Origin of the sequence: Helicobacter hepaticus ATCC 51449 (assembly GCF_000007905.1) — a bacterium.
In the GTDB taxonomy this organism is placed as follows: domain Bacteria; phylum Campylobacterota; class Campylobacteria; order Campylobacterales; family Helicobacteraceae; genus Helicobacter_C; species Helicobacter_C hepaticus.
In genome coordinates this window covers 811,555-829,221 of the sequence record NC_004917.1, presented here as the reverse complement: position 1 = coordinate 829,221, position 17,667 = coordinate 811,555, and the positions used below count along the sequence as shown (strand labels likewise).

The 17,667-nt window shown below is 36.1% G+C and carries 17 protein-coding genes; 14 read left to right on the top strand and 3 right to left on the bottom strand.

The window, feature by feature from the left end; translation table 11 throughout:
* The first annotated feature begins 27 nt into the window (after positions 1-27).
* A complete protein-coding gene (locus tag HH_RS04170; RefSeq protein ID WP_011115691.1) occupies positions 28-933 on the top strand; it encodes a methylenetetrahydrofolate reductase in 906 nt (301 codons plus the stop codon).
* An 80-nt stretch (positions 934-1,013) separates the two neighbouring features.
* Positions 1,014-2,732, top strand: a complete 1,719-nt coding sequence (gene ilvD, locus HH_RS04165; protein WP_011115690.1) for a dihydroxy-acid dehydratase — start codon at positions 1,014-1,016, stop codon at positions 2,730-2,732.
* Between the two features lie 97 nt (positions 2,733-2,829).
* On the opposite strand, the gene cysK is transcribed toward ilvD, so the two are convergent.
* On the bottom strand, positions 2,830-3,732 hold the full coding sequence (gene cysK, locus HH_RS04160; protein ID WP_011115689.1) for a cysteine synthase A: 903 nt from the start codon (positions 3,730-3,732) through the stop codon (positions 2,830-2,832).
* A 337-nt stretch (positions 3,733-4,069) separates the two neighbouring features.
* On the opposite strand from cysK, the gene HH_RS04155 reads away from it, so the two are divergent.
* Positions 4,070-5,443, top strand: a complete 1,374-nt coding sequence (locus HH_RS04155; RefSeq protein ID WP_011115687.1) for a BspA family leucine-rich repeat surface protein — start codon at positions 4,070-4,072, stop codon at positions 5,441-5,443.
* Between the two features lie 147 nt (positions 5,444-5,590).
* Positions 5,591-6,787 (top strand): hypothetical protein, encoded by a 1,197-nt coding sequence (locus HH_RS04150; protein ID WP_011115686.1) that lies wholly within the window; start codon positions 5,591-5,593, stop codon positions 6,785-6,787.
* A gap of 43 nt (positions 6,788-6,830) precedes the next feature.
* Here the strand turns inward: HH_RS04150 and lon are convergent, their stop codons facing one another.
* Both lon and HH_RS04140 read right to left on the bottom strand, forming a co-directional pair.
* Positions 6,831-9,239: an endopeptidase La gene (gene lon / locus HH_RS04145; RefSeq protein ID WP_011115685.1), complete on the bottom strand. Its 2,409-nt coding sequence runs from the start codon at positions 9,237-9,239 to the stop codon at positions 6,831-6,833.
* A gap of 8 nt (positions 9,240-9,247) precedes the next feature.
* Entirely contained in the window at positions 9,248-9,889 is a 642-nt protein-coding gene (locus HH_RS04140; RefSeq protein ID WP_011115684.1) for an outer membrane protein assembly factor BamD, read from the bottom strand.
* Positions 9,890-10,024: 135 nt separating this feature from the next.
* Here HH_RS04140 and fliW point away from each other — a divergent pair, with 135 nt between their 5' ends.
* The 10 genes from fliW to HH_RS04090 all read left to right on the top strand — a co-directional run bounded on the left by fliW (position 10,025) and on the right by HH_RS04090 (position 17,549).
* A complete protein-coding gene (fliW, locus tag HH_RS04135) occupies positions 10,025-10,465 on the top strand; it encodes a flagellar assembly protein FliW (RefSeq protein WP_011115683.1) in 441 nt (146 codons plus the stop codon).
* Complete coding sequence (locus HH_RS04130; protein WP_011115682.1) at positions 10,465-11,319, top strand: pyrroline-5-carboxylate reductase; 855 nt, start codon at positions 10,465-10,467, stop codon at positions 11,317-11,319. The genes fliW and HH_RS04130 overlap by 1 nt, the downstream gene beginning before the upstream one ends.
* Positions 11,320-11,332: 13 nt before the next feature.
* Complete coding sequence (gene tgt / locus HH_RS04125) at positions 11,333-12,478, top strand: tRNA guanosine(34) transglycosylase Tgt (RefSeq protein ID WP_011115681.1); 1,146 nt, start codon at positions 11,333-11,335, stop codon at positions 12,476-12,478.
* Positions 12,468-12,818, top strand: a complete 351-nt coding sequence (rbfA, locus tag HH_RS04120; protein ID WP_011115680.1) for a 30S ribosome-binding factor RbfA — start codon at positions 12,468-12,470, stop codon at positions 12,816-12,818. Before tgt ends, rbfA begins: the two co-directional genes overlap by 11 nt.
* A gap of 10 nt (positions 12,819-12,828) precedes the next feature.
* Positions 12,829-13,302 (top strand): ribosome maturation factor RimP, encoded by a 474-nt coding sequence (gene rimP / locus HH_RS04115; RefSeq protein WP_011115679.1) that lies wholly within the window; start codon positions 12,829-12,831, stop codon positions 13,300-13,302.
* On the top strand, positions 13,292-14,332 hold the full coding sequence (gene ribD / locus HH_RS04110; protein ID WP_041309030.1) for a bifunctional diaminohydroxyphosphoribosylaminopyrimidine deaminase/5-amino-6-(5-phosphoribosylamino)uracil reductase RibD: 1,041 nt from the start codon (positions 13,292-13,294) through the stop codon (positions 14,330-14,332). Before rimP ends, ribD begins: the two co-directional genes overlap by 11 nt.
* Complete coding sequence (locus HH_RS04105; RefSeq protein ID WP_011115677.1) at positions 14,320-15,072, top strand: tRNA1(Val) (adenine(37)-N6)-methyltransferase; 753 nt, start codon at positions 14,320-14,322, stop codon at positions 15,070-15,072. Before ribD ends, HH_RS04105 begins: the two co-directional genes overlap by 13 nt.
* A gap of 42 nt (positions 15,073-15,114) precedes the next feature.
* The gene (locus tag HH_RS04100) at positions 15,115-16,542 is read left to right on the top strand and encodes a hypothetical protein (RefSeq protein WP_011115676.1); all 1,428 of its coding nucleotides are present in this window, start codon (positions 15,115-15,117) and stop codon (positions 16,540-16,542) included.
* Between the two features lie 28 nt (positions 16,543-16,570).
* On the top strand, positions 16,571-16,960 hold the full coding sequence (locus HH_RS04095) for a hypothetical protein (RefSeq protein WP_011115675.1): 390 nt from the start codon (positions 16,571-16,573) through the stop codon (positions 16,958-16,960).
* An 82-nt stretch (positions 16,961-17,042) separates the two neighbouring features.
* Positions 17,043-17,549, top strand: a complete 507-nt coding sequence (locus tag HH_RS04090; protein WP_011115674.1) for a hypothetical protein — start codon at positions 17,043-17,045, stop codon at positions 17,547-17,549.
* Positions 17,550-17,667: the final 118 nt, after the last annotated feature.

The window sequence follows — 17,667 nt, the reverse complement described above, 5'->3', positions numbered from 1 at the left end:
TAGATTCTATGATAATGGTAAATAGATATGTATGACATAGAATCCCTCATAGAGCAACTTCACTCTACAGAGCCTTTTTTGAGTGTAGAGATTGCTCCAAGTATAAGTGGTAGGTTTGATGAGAATTTACTAGAAGATTTAAAAACACTTAAACTTGCTCATGCTTTTGTTTGCACAGATTCGCCTTTAGCTCGTTTTAAACCTTCATCAATCTTAAGTTCTCTTAAGTTTCAAAATGCACTCCAAAAGCCTGTTATTTGCACAATTTCAATGAGAGATAGGAACTCTATCGCTTTATGTGGCGATATTTTAAGTGTTAATGAGTTAGGATTGCGCACTTTTTTGACACTCACAGGCGATAGCATTAAAAATGGAGATTGCTTACAATCAAAGGGTGTGTTTGAGGATAATTCTCTTAAACTCGGACATATCATTGATGAGTTAAATTGTGGCAGAGCACTCAATGGCAAGTCTCTTAAAGAAAACATTAAAAGAATCTATAATTTTCAAGTGATAAATGCGTATGCGAATAATCCTTTATCGCTAAAAAATAAAATGCGTAAAAAATTAAGCAGTTGCGAGATTCACGCTCTTTTTACACAGCCTGTTTATTCTCTTAATGCAGCGGAATTTTTACTTCAAAGCCTTGAAGAGATTAAGAGTGAATGTAATATCAAAAGCGCACTTGTGCTTGGATTTTTTCCTGTTTTAAGCTACAAAACGGCACTTTTTTTGCGCGATAAGCTTCCGGGTGTATATATACCAAATGAATGGGTGCAAAAACTAGAAAAAGCTCATAATAAAGGCAAAGATGAGGAAAATAAGGTAGGGCTAGAGATTTCTCATTCTTTGTTTATGGAACTTAAAAGTGTGCATAATAAATTTCACTTTATGAGTGCAAATAAGCCAAGCTTGGTAAAGGAATTTGCATAAACCTTTGATTCCTTATTGATTTATGATATTTTCAAAGATTTCACTTATAATGGCATTTTAGAAAACTCTAAAGGAGATTTATGCGAAGCGACATTGTGAAAAAGGGCTATCAAAGAGCCCCTCATAGAAGTTTATTGCGTGCCACAGGGCTAAAAGATGAAGATTTTAATAAACCCTTTATCGGCATTGCAAATAGTTATATTGACATTATTCCCGGGCATTTTTTCTTAAACCGCTATGCGCAGATTATCAAAGAGGAGATTCGCGCTGCTGGGGGCGTGCCTTTTGAATTTAATACCATTGGCGTAGATGATGGCATCGCAATGGGGCATAGCGGTATGCTCTACTCTTTGCCTAGTCGTGAGCTGATTGCAGATTCTATTGAAACAATGATGAACGCGCACTCGCTAGATGCGATGATTTGTATCCCAAATTGCGATAAAATCGTGCCCGGAATGCTTATGGGTGCGTTGCGCGTGAATGTGCCAACTATCTTTGTGAGTGGTGGTCCAATGAAAGCCGGGAAGCTAGAGGACGGCACAATTTTGGATTTAAATTCTGCTTTTGAAGCGGTGGGAGCATTCGCAGAGGGCAAGATTAGCGAAAAAAGGCTACACGAGATAGAATGCAATGCGTGTCCGGGCGGTGGGAGCTGTAGTGGAATGTTTACTGCAAACTCTATGAATACGCTTTGTGAGGCAATGGGGGTTGCGCTGCCGGGAAATGGCACGATTTTAGCCTTAAGCAAGGAGCGTGAGGAGCTTTTACGCAAAGCTGCGCGTAGAATTGTAGAAATTGCCCTAGATGAGCGTAAAACCGAGCAGTTTAGATTCCGCAATATCCTCAATAAAAAGGCTGTGCATAATGCCTTTGTCGTGGATATGGCAATGGGTGGTAGCACAAACACAATCTTGCATATGTTAGCTATTGCTAAAGAGGCGGAGGTGGATTTCAACTTAGATTCTATCAATGCCATTGCCTCTCAAGTAGCGCATATCGCTAAAATTGCTCCAGCATTAAGCACAATCCATATGGAAGACATCAATCGCGCAGGGGGCGTGTCGGCAGTAATGAATGAAGTTGCAAAAAGAAATGCGTCTTTGGGCAGTCATTCCGCAGATTCTATTCTCTATTTAGACGCACTCACAATTACAGGCGAGACTTTGGGAGAACGCATTGCAAACGCACAGATTGTAGATTCTAGCGTTATCCGACACAATGAAAACGCGTATTCGCCGGTAGGTGGGCTAAAGATTCTTTATGGTAATTTAGCGCGTGAAGGAGCGGTGCTCAAGGTCGCCGCAGTGGCAGAATCTATGAAAGAATTTGAGGGAAGTGCGGTGTGCTTTAATTCGCAAGAGGAAGCGATTAAAGGCATTGCGGGAGGCAAGGTAAAAGCGGGGAATGTTGTAGTAATCCGCTATGAGGGACCCAAAGGGGGACCGGGAATGCAAGAAATGCTCACTCCCACAAGCCTCATTATGGGAATGGGACTTGGTGAATCTGTCGCACTCATTACCGATGGGCGCTTTAGTGGTGCGACAAGGGGAGGCTGTATCGGGCATATTAGCCCAGAAGCAGCAGAAGGAGGATTAATCGCGCTCATTGAGGACGGAGACAAAATCGCAATTTCAGTTTCAAAAGGCACATTGGAATTGCTTGTGGATTCTAAGATTATAGAATCTCGCCGCACGCAATGGAAGCCTATAAAAAAAGAGATAAAAAGCAAATGGCTTAAAAGATACTCTTTGCTTGTGAGCAACGCCGCAAATGGCGCGGTTTTAAAGACGGAGATATGAGAGTGAGAATGCGGTTTTCAAACTCTTGTTACTTTGCTTGTATCAAGGAAGCATTGCCAAAGTCTCATTATCCACCGCTTTTAGTAGCATTCAAGGTTTAAAGCGTATTAAATAAATCCGTTGAAAGGTATCGCTCTGCTGTGTCATTAAGCATAGTAAGCACTTTTTTATTTGGATTGTTTTTGGCAATTTCAAGTGCAGCTGCGACATTTGCGCCACTAGAAATTCCAACCATTACGCCGATTTTGCCTAAATTTTGAGCCATTTTAATAGCGACTTCATTTTCTACAACTTCAATAGAATCTATCACATCGCGATTAAGGATTTTAGGGATAAAGTTCGCGCCAATGCCTTGAATCTTATGTGGTCCCGCTTGTCCTTTGCTAAGCAGTGGTGAAGCAGCAGGCTCTACACCAATAATTTTAATAGATGGAATCTTCTCTTTAAGCACTTCGCCTACACCGCTAATTGTCCCACCTGTGCCAAATCCTGCCACAAAATAATCCAAACTTCCCTCAAAGCTTTTATAAATCTCTAGTGCAGTAGTGCGTTTGTGCATTTCTTTGTTAGCGAGATTATCAAATTGACTTGGCATAAATGAGTTTGGTGTGGAATCTAAAATTTCTTGAGCCTTATTGAGCGCACCTTGCATACCCTCACTTGCAGGAGTAAGCACAAGATTCGCACCAAACAAAGCTATCATCTTGCGTCTTTCTATGCTCATAGATTCTGGCATAGTGATGATGATTTTTAATCCAAGAGAAGCACAAATCATAGCGAGAGATATGCCCATATTGCCGCTTGTGCATTCTACAATAGTTGTATCTTTTGTGATTTTGCCTGTCTTTAGAGCCTCATCTATCATTGCATATGCGGGGCGGTCTTTAACAGAATGGCTTGGGTTTAAAAACTCGCATTTGCCATAAAGATTTGGAGCAAATTGCTGAAGTTGTAAAATCGGAGTGTTGCCAATGAGTTCGGTAATATTTTGAGCTATCATTGAAAATCCTTTGTGCGCATTTAAGCGTGAATTTGGTATTTAAAGCTTAGAATCTAGCAATTTTTTATAAAAAAATCAAGGAAAATAATGCAAATTTTCTTCTCTTATTTTTTTGTTATTTATGTGATATATCAATTCTTTACTCCGCTTCAAGCAGCAGATTCTAAAAATCAAGATATTGAAGTGCAAAAAATGAATATCTAAAAAGATTAAATGATGAATTTAACACTTTGAGCTAATACAATTTATTATGATTGAATATACAATCTTGCATTTACAAAAAAAAAAAAAACGATATAATGCGCGGACACAAAGGATTTGTCATAGGAGGAATAATATGGAACTTACAGACATTAAGTCAATTTGTGCCTTTATCGAGGACGCAGAGAGTGATAGAGAGATAGCTTACTATGTGGGGATTTACCAAAAAGCACTAGAAGCACTACAAAATATCCTTATTGCAAAAAAAGGCAGGAAAATCAGCGATAAAGATTTATACAAAGTCTTTAAAACCTGCTTAAAAGATGATAGCTGGAGTGCAAGGATAGAGATTAGAGGAGAATCTTATAGCCAAGACATAGAAGTATCAACTTTCCTGCCTTTGGAGCTTGTGGAATTTCTCATTGACAATGCCAAAGACAAAAGTGTCGTGTTAGGTATGCAGCAAAGCAGACTAGACTTTTTAAAATATGCTATCAGTGCGGGTAGGAGCGATATTGCTGCAGTGCTAGTGAAAAATGGTATAGCCTTTACGCGAAAACATCTCAATCACTTAAGATATGATTGGGATAATATGTTTAATATTGAAGTGCATTTTGCTGATGCTTTGGGCTTTAAGTGCAAAAAAGATGAAATGCTAAGGATAATGTGGGAGTTACTTATTGCGCAGGGTTTTAGTGTGGATGCAATCTACTCCACAGGCATTACGTTTTATGACGGGATAGAGCGTTGCAGACGAAGCGGTAGGGAATCCCAGCAAGCCTTTATTTATGCCTTAAGAAATAAGCTCTTTGATATAGAAGTGCTAGATTCTAGCTTTTCAGGATTAGCACCACAAGGTGGAATAAATCTCGCTTTTTTAGGCAAGGATGGGGTAGACTTGCTAGATACTGACTCTGTACATACACAGCCAAAAACTCAAAGAATCGTGCCTTTTGTCTTTGCGATGTTTGAGGATACAACTTATGAAGTTTTAGAATATGCCCTCTTTCTTGGACTGCATAAGGGCAGGAAAAACGACAAAGGAGAGGACTTTGAGAGCTTTTTGCAAAAAAAGATTGAGGAATACATTATATTAACTACAAAGGGCAATGCCTATGGGAGTATATTTAAAGAGGATGAAGAAGCGTTAGCGTATTTTAAAGCTTTGCAAAGATTTATGAGTAGCTTAGATTCTATCAAGAGGGGAGAAGTCATTGAAGTAGATAATGAGACCTTGAAAATGTTTGCCAGAATAGAGGAGATTCCATTAAGTCAGCTTGATGCAAGCAAGGTAACAAGTATGAAATATTTATTTTGCCGCTCTTGTAGGAGGGATTTTAGCGGGATAGAAAAGTGGAATGTCTCACAAGTCGAGGACTTTATAAGCTGTTTTGAAAATGCCTATTTTTTTAATGCCTCTTTAGAATCTTGGCAGGTATCAAAAATTGTAAACACAGCTTATATGTTTGATGATGCTTTAAGCCTTGAAACACTCCCGAGTTGGTATTGAGGATTAAGAAAGAATTGACATTCAAACTAAATATTTTCCTTAAAGTTTTATAGAATCTTGTATAGTAAAGATTCTCTATTTTTTAGAGTTGCTAAAAAGATTTCCTAAAGGGTAAAATAGCTTTTAAGATTCTAAAAAAGGAAAAAAATGAAATATATAAGTTTGCTTTGCGATCATAATATCACGAAAAAACCCCGCTCAAGCCGTATGTTACAACTTTTAGATAAGATAAAGCAAGAGGGAGCTAAACTAAGTCTTAGCGTTATTTCTAAAGCCTGTGATACACGCGAATTTAATGCTTTAGGCATAGAATCTCACCTTTTTTGTTTTGGCAATGATAAATCAAGCAAAGAGCGCACTCAACAAGAAAATGATGCTATTTTATCTCATTGTCAAAGTGGCAATTTTGAATCGCTTATTTTTACACCAAATCGCAAGTGTATTCCTAATCTTTTAGATTCTCTGCCACCTCAAGATGTATTAATTGTAGAAGATATTACACTTCTTCCTTTTGCGTGCGCATATAAAAATACACATAAAACTTGTAAGATTCTCATTGATTTGCGTGAGTTTTATCCGCTTGAATATGAAAATGATGAAAAATGGCTACAAGGATTAGGGCGATTTTTTGCATATTTGTGTGAAACATATTTGCCTTATGTAGATATGGCAATAAGCGTGAGTGAGGGGTTGTGTGAGCGGTATAAAAGTGATTTTGGCATTACTTGCGAGCTTTTTTATTCCCTGCCACCATTTTTTGATTATAAGCCTAAGCCCACTTTAAAGCAAGAAATCAAGATTTTGTATCACGGATTTATAAGCCCTGATAGAAGCTCTATGGAGCTTTTAGAGTTAGCACGTTTGCTTATTAATACGCCTTATACACTTTGTGCTATGGTTTTGAGTAACCAAAAGGGTTTTTTAGAATCTTTTTGCACTAATGCTTATGAGATTCCATCACTTGAAATTGTGCCGCCTGTTTGCCTAGAGGAGATTATCCCAAAAAGCACACAATATGATATAGGAATTATTCCTTTTAAGCCTACTACCTTTAATCTCGCTCATTGTATGCCAAATAAGCTTTTTGAATACCTCCAAGCACGATTAGCAATCGTCTCTACACCGCTTTATGATGTGAGAAATTTTGTGCAAACACATAGTTGCGGTGCTATAACACAAGGTTTTCAAAGCTACGATATTGCACAAATGCTTTTAAAACTTAAAATTACAGATATTGATAAATACAAGCAAGAGAGTCATAGGGCAGCACAAAAATGGCATTTAAATTATAATTTAAAGTGCTTAAAGAATCTACTCCATAAACTTGACATCAAAGTAGAATAAGTAGAAAATCGAGTGCATTTGGGCAAAATTACCTCAAAATATCTTATTTCACAAGAGCCATATCAAGCACTTCTTTAATATCACTCACGCCAATGATTTTAAGCTTTTTAAGCACTTCTTGGGGAATATCTTTTAAATCGCGTTCATAATTTTTTTGTGGAATAAGTGCAGTTTTAATGCCAGCTTTATGCGCAGCAATGAGTTTCTCGCGCAAACCACCGATAGGTAGAACATTGCCTCTTAATGTGAGTTCGCCTGTCATCGCCACACTTGTATCAATTTTAGAATCTGTAAGGATTGAAGCAATAACGCACGCCATAGCAATACCCGCACTTGGTCCATCTTTTGGTGTTGCACCTTCTGGGACGTGAAGATGAATATCATAATGCTGATAAATGGGCGCTTTTGCGCTGTGTTTTAATATTTTTTTATCAAGCAAGACTTTTACCACGGAGTGTGCGATGTGTGCAGATTCTTTCATTACATCGCCTAAACTCCCTGTAAGCGTAAGTATGCCTTTGCCTTTAATTTTCACTGCTTCAATCTTAAGCACATCGCCGCCTACACTTGTCCAAGCTAACCCATTGACAATGCCAACCATATTTTTTTTATCTGTAGGTGAAATTTCAAACACAATTTTATCAAGAAATTGCCCTAGATTCTGTGGTGTGAGGGTGATAGATTTTTCACCTTTTAAAATAATAGTTGCAACTTTGCGCATAATTTGTGCGATTTTATGACGTAGATTGCGCACTCCTGCTTCGCGCGTGTATTTTTCAATAATAAGTTTAAGCGTAGGTGTAGAAATTTTGAGCTCTTCGGGTTTTAAGCCGTGTTTTTTTAATTCTTGGGGAATCAAATATTTTTTGGCGATTTCAAATTTTTCCTGCGGCGTGTAGGAAGATACGGCAATAAATTCCATTCTATCGCGCAATGGTGCGGGAATAGTAGAAATATCATTTGCAGTGGCAATAAAAATAACTTGTGAGAGGTCAATATCAAAATTTGTGTAATAATCCCTAAAAGCGTGGTTTTGCTCTGGGTCTAGAATCTCAAGCAACACACTTGTAGGGTCGCCCCTATAACTTCTACCAACTTTATCAATTTCATCAAGCACAATGACGGGATTCATTTCTTTTGCTTCAATAAGTCCTTGTGTGATGCGTCCGGGCATTGCTCCAATATAAGTGCGACGATGTCCTCGTAACTCATTGACATCTTCTAGCCCTCCAAGTGCAATGCGCACAAGCTCACGCTTAATAGCTTTTGCAATAGAGTTTGCAAGGCTTGTTTTTCCTACACCCGGCGGTCCATAGAAACATAAAATAGTGCCTTTTTCATATTTATCTGTGTTTTCTGTCTTAGATTTTTTGCCTCGTTTTGGCTTAGAGGTCACTCCTTGCGTATTTTGTGTGCGTTGTGCCATTAGCTCTTTTACCGCGAAATATTCTACAATGCGTTCTTTTGGCTTTTGCAACGAATAATGGTCTATATCAAGCTGTTTAGCGACATTTTCAATAGAAAGTTTTTGATTAGCATATTGCCCAAATGGAATCTCAAGCACCCATTCAACATAATTTTGCAAAATATTTGCATCACCGCTATCTTGGTGCATACGAGAGAGACGCTTGATTTGTTTTTGCACTTCTTTGAAAGCGTTTTCGCTCATATAAGGTTTGAGGCTATTGAGCTTTTGGGTGTATTGTTCCATTTCTTCATCGCGAGTGTTATCTGTTCCAAGCTCTTTTTGAATTTGCTTTAATTGTTCTTTGAGAAAATACTCTTTATTGACTTGTTCCATTTTATTATGGACTTTGTTTTTAATCTCTTTTTGGAGCTTTTGAGCTTCTATTTCTTCAATAATATATTCAATCAAGCCTAATACTCGTTCTTCAACATCATCTTTTGCAAAAAGTGTATAGGCTTGTTGCGTAGAGAGGCGCATAGCTGAAGCGATTAAATCCACAATGCGATTTGGTTCGTGATTTTCCTCTATACTTTTGAGTAAATCAGGTGGAAAATGCCCATCTAGATTTGCAAGATGACGGACTTTTTCGCGCAGCACTTGCAAAAGAGCGTTCATTTTATCATTTTCATATTCTTTATAGGCAATTAAATCTACTTCTACTTGTATAGGTTCTTTAGGGGTTTGAATGATTTGAAGTATTTTGCCACGATATAAGCCTTTAAAAAGCAATTTAACACGTCCATCAGGGAGAGCGACTTTGCGCATAATTGAACCAATTACGCCAACATCGTAAAATGTTTGCTTATCATCATTGCGTATAGAGCTAATAAATACAAGGCTATTACCTTTTATAGCTTTATCTGCAGCTTTGATATTATTTTCATCGTTAATAAAAAGTGGCGCAATCATAAAGGGATAAATAAAAAGTTCATCTTCAACAATTAAGGGCATAAGTATGGGAAATTCATTATTTAAAGTATTCATTCTTTCTCCTACCAATTAAAGATTCTTACATACCACGGGATATGTGAGGGTTTGGGTTTAAGATTTGTAAAAAGCTCTTCATCATTGCGACTTAAGTATTCTTCTTGGGCTTGTGTCTTGCCTTGTTTTTGATATACACGAGCGATAGAGCGATTAAGCTCAATTTGTCCGAGTTGGAATTTGAGGTCAATGTATTCTACATAAGGTGCATAACGACTATGGGGATACATTTGTAAAAAAGATTTTGTATCTTCAATGCTTTGGGTAATAAATTCTTGGTCTTTGCTGTAATTTTTAAATCCATAAAAGTTAGTAAGAATCTTCAAATAACGCACATAGTCTTGATTCTCAAGAGAAGAGTAGCGTTTAAGATATTCGTCAAAATAAAAGGCTGCAAGGAGGTATTCATCTTTTTCCATATGAGCTTGTCCAAGTATAAGCATTGCTTCTGGAATAAGTGGAGAATTAATATGCTCACTTTGCAAAGATGAAAAATAACCATCAGCACCTTCAAGATTACCAAAGTTAATCTCTTTGATAATAGATTCATACCAATAAGTTGCTGATTTATTGTATTCAATCTCTTTTTTTGCACAGCCAAAAAACATAAAATATGCAAACAAAAGACACATTAAAGTATATATTTTCATTAAAAACCTTTAAATTTTGAAAATAAAAATGTATTATACACAATTACATTTTACTATTTAGCATAAAAAGTGTGGATTTGTGTTATAATTCACTTATTAAATGTGAATGAGCCTAAAATTTTGGAGCAAGAAATTATGATTTTTGAAGTCAAATCACCGATTCTAGGTTTTGAGAGTGTAGCGAAGATGAAGCTTGAAAAAATTGATGATTTGTTTATGAAGCTTTATAATGCTGAGGGTGAAGTGCCCCATTTTACGCTTGTCAATCCATTTTTATTACGGGAATATGAATTTGATGTGCCTGCAAGTATTAAAATTTTACTTGATTTAAGTGATGCAAAGAATCTTCTTATTGCCAATATTATGGTAATTCAACAGCCTATTGAAAATTCTACAATTAATTTTCTTGCCCCTTTGATATTTAATTTTGATAATCTTACAATGGCTCAAGTAGTGTTAGATAGCACGCAGTATCCTTTATACAGCTTAAATGAGCCCATTGGTAAATATTATGACAAAGAAGAGGCGCAAAAAGGTGAGCAAGCTGCACCTGTAAGAGATAGCCAAAAAAAATAATGAAAAAAACCCTTATTGTTGTGGGCTATGGCAATATGGCTAAAGCTATTCTTGCCAATAATAGTTTTGTTACACAGCGTTATCATCTTATTATTACAGGTAGGTATGCTCATAAAGCTTATGATTTTATCACACAATGTGCCCTTGATGCCTCTGTATATGAGGCTAAAGTAGAATCTTCCTCATCAAACAAAAGTATAATTGATATAGAAGGCAAGGATATTTTGTTATGCACTAAGCCCGCTGGTTTGGAGAGTTTTGTTTTTAAAGGACAAGCAAATAGTGTATATAGTGTATTAGCAGGCACAAGTATAGCGATGATACAAAAGCATCTTAGTGCGTCTTCTATCGTGCGACTTATGCCAAATATTGCTGCTCATAGTAAGCTTTCAGCCACAGCTTTTTATTATCATATGTTAGATACCAAAGATTCTGCACAGGTGCTTCATAATGAAATACGCCCATTTATAGAATCTTTTGGTGTAGCCGTGCAAGTAGATAGTGAAGCACTTATAGAATCTAGTATTGCTGCAAGCGGTAGTAGCATAGCTTTTTTGGCACTTATTGCTGAATCTCTCATTGATGCGGGTATTTTAGAAGGATTAAACGAACAACAAAGTATAGCATTAGTAAAGCAAACTTTTGTAGGATTTGCTACAGAGTTAGCCCATAAAAGCCCAAATGAGCTTAAATATGCTATATCAAGTCCGGGTGGAACAACTATTAGAGGCTTAGCAGTGTTAGAGGAGAGCGGTATGCGTGGAATATTAATAAAAGCAGCTCATACTGCTGCAGAACACGCACGTCAGGCTATACAAAAATATTCCACGCAAGATATGCCTAAAAAGCGCTAAAAGAAGTAGTGCTATGCAGGTTACACTTCAAGCACAAGATGGTGGGGCAAGAGCACTTAGCCTTAAACTTGCTCATAGTGAAGTGCAAACCCCCGTTTTTATGCCTGTTGGCACACAAGGTTGTGTAAAAGCACTTGATAGTAGAGATATGTCAGAAATTTTAAATGCACAGATTATCCTTGTAAATACTTACCATATGTATTTACGCATAGGTATTGAGCGACTTAAAAATTTTGGCGGTATTGCTCGTTTTGCTCATTTTGATAGGAGCTATTTGAGTGATAGCGGTGGATTCCAAGCTTTTAGTTTGAATAAAAATGCCAAAGTTACAAATGAAGGTGTGGCATTCAAATCTCATATTGATGGTTCTAAGCATTTTTTTTCACCAGAATATGTGCTTGATATACAATATGCGCTTAATAGTGATATTATGATGGTGCTTGATGATTTGGTGGGATTACCCTCTAGTGAAGAGCGCATTGCAGATTCCATTGCACGCACGAGCGATTGGGCACAAAAGAGTCTTATATATCATCAATCTCAAAAGGCACGAGGTTTGGGTTTAAATAATAATCTTTTTGCTATTATCCAAGGTGGCGTAAATGAACATTTTCGTACACTTTGCGCTAAACAACTTGTAGATATGGGAGATTTTGATGGATTTGCTATTGGTGGTTTGGCAGTAGGTGAGACAAGTGAGCAAATGTATAAGACAATCAGCTTTACCACACCACTTATGCCTGTGAATAAGCCACGTTATCTTATGGGAGTAGGCACACCGGAAAATATTATAGAATCTATCGCGCTTGGAGTAGATATGTTTGATTGTGTGATGCCTACAAGAAATGCACGTAATGCTACGCTTTTTACACATTTTGGCAAAATAAATATTAAAGCAGCAATTTTTAGCAATGATCAATCACCTATTGATGAATTGTGCGATTGTTATACTTGCCAACATTTTACACGTGCGTATTTATGTCATCTTTTTCGCTCTCAAGAGATGACTTATTATCGTCTTGCTTCATTGCATAATTTACACTATTATTTGAATCTTATGCGAGAGGCAAGAGAGGCAATTTTGCAAGGCACATTTAGTGCTTATCGTTCGTCATTTTACGCCTTGCGAGAAATGGAGATACCCAATAATGAATATTAAACAACAACGTTTAGAATCTCTGCTGCAAGAAATTTTAAGTGAAGCTCTTTCGCAGTTAAATGATGCACAGATTAATACTCTTAGTATTACAGGCGTGAAATGTTCTAAAGGTAAACAAAGTGCAGAGGTATATATTGAAGGCACAGATATCCCTCCACAGGAGCGTAAGGTTATTTTAACCCGATTACATAAAGCACAAGGGATTTTAAAAGAGTATGTTTTAACCTCTACGCAGTGGTTTCGCTCACCAAATTTTAGTTTTAAATTTGATGATAGTCTCTGTTATGCTAACACATTAGATACGATATTTGAGCAAATTGCCAAAAATAAACACAATTAGAGGAGAAAATATGCTTTCGCAGCACACACAAGCGAGGATTGAACAACTTGCAGCAACACTGGGGCTTTATATCTATGATATTGATTTTTTTAAAGAAGATAATCGTCCAATTTTGCGCGTGAGCATTACGCGTAAAGCGCCTATGCAAAAGCAAGATTGTAAAAATGGCTTAGCTGTGAGTTTGCAAGATTGTCAAAATGTAAGTGAATTAATTTCTCCTTTATTAGATGTAGAAGATGAAAATCTCAAAGATTATAATCTTGAAGTGAGTTCTCCTGGATTAGAAAGAGTGCTTAAAAAACCTCAACATTATATTTATTCGCTTGGTGAAAAAGTTAGCATAAAGCTTATGGATAAAAGCGTAATTGAAGGAATTTTACACGATGTAAATGAGAATGTAAGCATAAGTATTGATACAGGCAAAGAGATACTTTCATTTTCCTTTGCAGATATGAAGAAGATAAAGGTTGTTTTTGAACTCTAGTGATGAATTGTTTTTGCATTATTGTTGCTCTCTAGCGTGGGAAAGCCAAACTCTTGCTTTGCCAAATCCAAGTGTAGGCGCACTTGTAGTAGATAAGTATGGGCAGATTCTATCTCAAGCAGTGCATAAAGTAGCAGGAAGCCCTCACGCAGAGGTTCTTGCAATCCAAGCAGCTTATCACACTCTAAGTGGTGATGATGAGATTGTTAAACTTCACAAAAGCAAAGATATTCATACTTATCTTTTAGCACATCATAATGGGCTTTTTAAAGAATGCACTTTATATGTGAGTTTAGAACCTTGCAACCATTATGGCAAGACACCACCTTGTTCGCAGCTTTTGTCTTCTCTTGGTTTTTCTAGGGTATGTATTGCTACAAATGATACTCACGCCCTTGCAGCTGGAGGGGCAAACTATTTATCTCAAGTCGGGATTAATGTGTGTTACATACAATCTCCTACATTGCAACATTTAGCTACTCATCTTCTTATGCCTTTTGAGATTCTAAGGAAAAATGGACGATTTGCACTTTTTAAACTTGCATTGCGACTTGATGGAAGCTATACACAAGGGCGCATTTCTTCAGATATATCAAGGCAATTTACACATAATCAACGAAGTGTATGTGATTGGATTTGTGTTTCTGGTAACACTTTGCGAAATGATAATCCACAGCTTAATGCGCGTTATGCTACTTTGCCTTATAATAATACACATTTACCCCAAGTTGGGATTATTTCACGCACTTTACATCGTTTTGATGAGATAGAATCTTCAAATATTGCATTATCAAAAAACAGAGTGCACTTTATTAATGATTTAAGTCATTTTGAATCTTTGCAAGGATTTGTTATTGTAGAAGGAGGTTGGGATTTGCTTCACTCGCTTAAAGAATTTATTGATATGATTCTTATTCATCAAGCCTTTGCTTGTGATAAAGGGGAATGTCTCACCCATACACTTAAGACACATTTTAAGCTTTTACATACGATGAGATTAGGAGAGGATATGGCATTATGGCTACACTAAATATCTATCAGCTTGAAAATGGCTATTGCTATAACACAGATAGTCTTATACTAGCGCACTTTGCCAAATCTTTTCTCAAAAAGCATATAAGTCTCCTTGATGTGGGTGCAGGAAGCGGTGTGCTAGGAATGTTATGTAGTAGAGAGATACTTTCTATGGGCGGAAGTATAACATTGCATCTTGTAGAAAAAGATACTATTATGGCAACTCTTGCACAAAAAAATACAAGTATTTTTAGTGGAAAAGTGCATTGTGTAGATTTTATGGATTTTGTTGCACCTTTTAAGTTTGATTTTATTATCACTAATCCGCCTTTTTACACACAAGGTGCAGTGCAAGGAAAGAATCAACGTAAGAATATGGCTCGTCATCAAAGTTTTTTGCCATTGCACCCAATGCTTGAACAAATAAAACGCGTTATGAAGCCTAATGGCATATTGTGTATGTGCTATGATGCGAGAATGTGTGATGAGGTATTTTATGGATTTAAGGAGTGTGACATACATATTGATGTGGTGCGTTTTGTGCATTCTTTGCCCGATAGAGAATCCACACTTATGCTTTTAAAGGCTAAGATTCAATCCAAGTCTCCTTTAAGAATATTGCCTCCACTTTTTACACATCAAAGTCCGATTCAAAGTGATAATACACTTGAGGTTAAAAGGATTTATGAATGGGCGCAGACACAAAGCATTAAAATAAATGAAGAACAGATACGCTTAGAAGAATATAATTTATAAAAAAACGAAGGTATAATATTATTTACTTAAAGGATATTTAGTATGTTATATGGGAAAATTATTAATATAGATTTACAAGCAAGCAAAGCACAAGTAGAACAGGACTTGAATAAAAGAATTTTTGATTTTAGTTTTGATTTGTGGGAAGATGAGATAAGTGAATTAAAAAAAGGTGTAGAAGTAGAATTTGTTGTAGAAATGAAGGCTATTACGAGAATCCACATTAAGCCTAAGCCTGTTGATCCTGATGCGATTCGTGTAAGTAAGTCTGCAAGTGTATGTATTGAGGAATTTTTTGCTCGTGAAAATGAAATTTTGAGTAAATACAAAGATTTTGTTGCAGGACATTTAAAGCTAGATTTTGTTCGTATGCGACGTTTTTTGATTACAGCATATAATGATTTATGCGCTATGGACGCTAATATTGAAAATGATGTATTAAAAAAGCTTAAACAAGAAATCGCTTATTTTTCTAAGGAATATGAAAATTATCATAAAAAAACACAATATACTCTTAATTACGCCTTTGAAACAATATTTCTTGCGCGTCAAGTAGAATACAATAAAACTATTGCACATATTGAGGAAATACAAAGCTCACTTGCTAACGCTCAAGCTCAAACTAATGCTTTAAGTAGCACTTTGTCTGCGGGAGAGAAAAGCTTGGGAAAACGCGATGATAAAGGAAGTAAGGAATATGCTGAGATTGAAAAAGAAGTCAAACAAATGCGAAAACGATATGTTGATTTACTTAATTTTATTGGCAACCAAAAAGATGCTCTTGTGAGTGAAAATGCACGTATGAAACGTTTTAAAGAGGAGCACTTTGACAAATTTGCTCAAGTATATACGCCTATGACACAAGATATTAAAACACATTTTCTTGCTTTGCTTGATACAAAAGCATATGATTTTGATACGACTTTATGGAATAGGGCAAAATATAGTCAAAGCATTAAACATTTTTTTCGTAATTCGCGTATTGAGGGAAGTTTTAGTTCAAAAACTTTTTTGCGATATTTTTTGCGTGGGCTTGATAAAACAAAACTCTCTGCACGCTCAAAAGAGCTTTTTAATTTATTGCATTATTTAGAAACTACCAATCGCAAGAGTCTTCTTATTGTGCGTGAGAGTATGGTAAATGTGCATAAATATAAAGAAGTGATTGAAAAAATAGATTCAAGTTTGCTTATTAGCGTGGATAATAATCCTATAAATGCACTCAAAGGTCTTGCTCAAAAGCCTCAAGATATTATTGTCATTGATGAAAAAATTGGTAATGTAAGTGCGTTGAGTTTTATTAAAACCTATAAAGAAATGCCACAGGCAAATTCAAAGGTTATTTTTTGTGTTGTCGTGCAGCAGCTACCTAATTCAGAGACTATTTCTAAGGGGAAGTTTATGGGTGTGGAATTTGTGCCTGAACACAATATGGATATGCTTTATGATTGCATTCGTATGGTATTATAGAATCTATTAATGTAGAGGAGATGATGTAATGAAAATCACGCAATCAGTCTTTATATTTATGATTAAAATATATGTGGTTGTTACGATTTTAGCTTTAATTGTGTGGGTTGCCCCGCTTATAAATAATCATATATTTCATACCACAGAAGTGTATAGAACTATCAGCTCCGGTAATCCAACCCCTAATGAATATGCTATAAAAATAGAAAATAAGACTTTTTACTTAAGTGAGGCAGAACTTGGGAATATTGAATTGATAGGATTTTATGTAGAAGATGGGCTATGCAAACCCTATTCTGCCTACGCAAAAATGCAGATTCCAGCTGATTCTATGGTCTATATCTTTGAAAATGGTTTTATTTATAAGTGTGGCGAGATAAAAAGTATCCCCAAATATATTTTGCAGGAAAATAGATGATAAAAGGAATAATTAATGTTGCATAATGATTTTTATATCCTACAAAAGTATTTAGATACCAAGACTTCTTTGAGGAATGGCGATGAATAAGCTTTTTGATGGAGTATTGGCAGTGCTTGTTGTTTTAGTAATGAGTGGGTTACTTGTATGGGTTATTATTAGTATTGCAGATGGTATTGCAGAAGATGAAGATTCTTATAGCTTTACCTCTACTCATCAGGGGCATTATAAAGATGGCAAACGCGAGGGAAAATGGAGCATAAATAATAATTATCGCTTGGATAATGGAAATGATGGTAGAGATGAAATAGAGGGCTCTTATGTACAAGGCTTGAGAGATGGAAAATGGAAAGTTAAAACACCCTATAAGAGATGTATATATGAGTATAATAAAGGAGTTATCAGAAAAGAAATTTGCATTAACAATTATTATACTTTTACTCATAAAATTTTTAATGAATGGGGAGATATGATAGTAAAAAAAGAAGGTTCAAGAGAGAAATGCAAGGTATTGTATAGTTACTTTGAAAAATTGTATAGTGACTTTGAAAATGTAGAAAGTATATATGGGCTTGATGAGTGTTCTTAATAAGTCAACAAGAAACGAATATTATTAAAGAATCTTATGTTGAGATTTTTTCAAAAATAAGTTGGTGTTGAACTTTTTACTCAGTTATATTAGTTTAAGCTTTTGCGATAAGATAGCA

Bases quoted from the DNA above. Each gene is read 5' to 3' on its own strand.
- HH_RS04170 (WP_011115691.1), top strand. From the start codon at position 28: ATGTATGACATAGAATCCCTCATAGAGCAACTTCACTCTACAGAGCCT.
- ilvD (WP_011115690.1), top strand. From the start codon at position 1,014: ATGCGAAGCGACATTGTGAAAAAGGGCTATCAAAGAGCCCCTCATAGA.
- cysK (WP_011115689.1), bottom strand. From the start codon at position 3,732: ATGATAGCTCAAAATATTACCGAACTCATTGGCAACACTCCGATTTTA.
- HH_RS04155 (WP_011115687.1), top strand. From the start codon at position 4,070: ATGGAACTTACAGACATTAAGTCAATTTGTGCCTTTATCGAGGACGCA.
- HH_RS04150 (WP_011115686.1), top strand. From the start codon at position 5,591: ATGAAATATATAAGTTTGCTTTGCGATCATAATATCACGAAAAAACCC.
- lon (WP_011115685.1), bottom strand. From the start codon at position 9,239: ATGAATACTTTAAATAATGAATTTCCCATACTTATGCCCTTAATTGTT.
- HH_RS04140 (WP_011115684.1), bottom strand. From the start codon at position 9,889: ATGAAAATATATACTTTAATGTGTCTTTTGTTTGCATATTTTATGTTT.
- fliW (WP_011115683.1), top strand. From the start codon at position 10,025: ATGATTTTTGAAGTCAAATCACCGATTCTAGGTTTTGAGAGTGTAGCG.
- HH_RS04130 (WP_011115682.1), top strand. From the start codon at position 10,465: ATGAAAAAAACCCTTATTGTTGTGGGCTATGGCAATATGGCTAAAGCT.
- tgt (WP_011115681.1), top strand. From the start codon at position 11,333: ATGCAGGTTACACTTCAAGCACAAGATGGTGGGGCAAGAGCACTTAGC.
- rbfA (WP_011115680.1), top strand. From the start codon at position 12,468: ATGAATATTAAACAACAACGTTTAGAATCTCTGCTGCAAGAAATTTTA.
- rimP (WP_011115679.1), top strand. From the start codon at position 12,829: ATGCTTTCGCAGCACACACAAGCGAGGATTGAACAACTTGCAGCAACA.
- HH_RS04105 (WP_011115677.1), top strand. From the start codon at position 14,320: ATGGCTACACTAAATATCTATCAGCTTGAAAATGGCTATTGCTATAAC.
- HH_RS04100 (WP_011115676.1), top strand. From the start codon at position 15,115: ATGTTATATGGGAAAATTATTAATATAGATTTACAAGCAAGCAAAGCA.
- HH_RS04095 (WP_011115675.1), top strand. From the start codon at position 16,571: ATGAAAATCACGCAATCAGTCTTTATATTTATGATTAAAATATATGTG.
- HH_RS04090 (WP_011115674.1), top strand. From the start codon at position 17,043: ATGAATAAGCTTTTTGATGGAGTATTGGCAGTGCTTGTTGTTTTAGTA.